Genomic DNA, 1,200 nt, shown 5'->3' with positions numbered 1-1,200 from the left:
AATCCGGAGAGAGGCATATCGATAGCGCCCCGGATGATGAGCCATCCGTAGATGATGAAAGCGATTGTGATACCGATTGAAACAAAGGGTGTAATTGTAGCTATTGTTTTTGAGGAAATATCCGTGACATATGTTTTTGTTATCTGATCAATTTTATTGAAAAGTTGCGTGAACACTGTAAAGTCCATGGAATTTCTCTTTAACAAATTTTCAACTTTTTATCACCTTGGAACATAGATATATGCTAAACGCCTCATTTTCATTTATACATTACCTAAGTGTTTTCAGCACGATAGCTTGGCTTTGATAAAATCTTTGTGCTTCTCTTAATTATTCGGATAGTACTGAACCTTCTACATCGGCTTTTGTTTTCATCGTATGGTAGGAATCCCTTTTTTTTCATGATCAAAAATTTTCATATCAAGTTCGCGTCTTTTCCTTTTGATAAGTGATTGCTCAGCGTTACGTAAATGTGCTACCATTTGTACCTTTATAAATTCATTTTGGATCATGGCTAATGAACCATCGATATGTGCTTGAAGATCTGCAATATCTTTCAGGTTTTCTTTTTTTGAACTTCATCTAATAGATCTCTGAGGTATTGAAAACGATTTTCTACGTTTTCAAAACTTTTTAAAGTTATAGCTTTATCTAGTATCGATGCAAATTGTAAACGCTCTGAAATAGTTTTGCCCATTTGATCAAAAGGCCCAGAAACTTTGTTTTCGTCCTCTAGTACCTTTTGATATGATTCTCTTGAAAGCTTATCACTCTTATAGAACGATTCTGGTTCTTTGAGAAAAAAACTAGAAAAGTCTATTTGCTTTGGGTTTGTTTTCTGACTCTTTGTTATAGCTTGATAGGCTTTTTCTGTTTGTGAAATTTGTTCTTTTTTTAACGCAAGTTGTTTTTTAAAGAGCTCAATAATTTCCCCTTTTTTTAATAGCTTAATAAGCTCCAGATATTCCGCTGGTAGAGCAGGTGGTGGCGATGGAGCAGGTGAATTCTGTTTAGTATCTGATTCCGAAAGAATCTGTGCCCTTAAAAGATTTAGCCGCACGTTACCACCTACATGATTTCCATCAACATTGTTTGCATGTGCCAAATTTATCATCCCCCAAAGGGTAATCATTCCTGTTATAATAAATCGCTTTTTCATCTGTCTCCTCGCTTGATTTCGGCAGGGATTGTTTTATTAAT

2 protein-coding genes and 1 pseudogene are annotated in these 1,200 nt (G+C 35.0%); all 3 read right to left on the bottom strand.

Features of this window, described 5'->3' with window-relative positions:
• Window positions 1-188, bottom strand: a pseudogene (locus tag ACFIMM_RS08245) (trwi protein); the annotation flags it as partial.
• Between the two features lie 183 nt (window positions 189-371).
• Window positions 372-512 carry a hypothetical protein gene (locus ACFIMM_RS08240; RefSeq protein WP_375692696.1) on the bottom strand — a complete coding sequence of 47 codons (141 nt, stop codon included), beginning with the start codon at window positions 510-512 and terminating at the stop codon, window positions 372-374.
• A 44-nt stretch (window positions 513-556) separates the two neighbouring features.
• On the bottom strand, window positions 557-1,159 hold the full coding sequence (locus ACFIMM_RS08235; protein WP_375692695.1) for a hypothetical protein: 603 nt from the start codon (window positions 1,157-1,159) through the stop codon (window positions 557-559).
• Window positions 1,160-1,200: the final 41 nt, after the last annotated feature.

This window comes from Bartonella sp. AP258QHHD (genome assembly GCF_042196145.1).
In the GTDB taxonomy this organism is placed as follows: domain Bacteria; phylum Pseudomonadota; class Alphaproteobacteria; order Rhizobiales; family Rhizobiaceae; genus Bartonella.
This window is presented reverse-complemented; position numbering and strand designations above follow the sequence as displayed.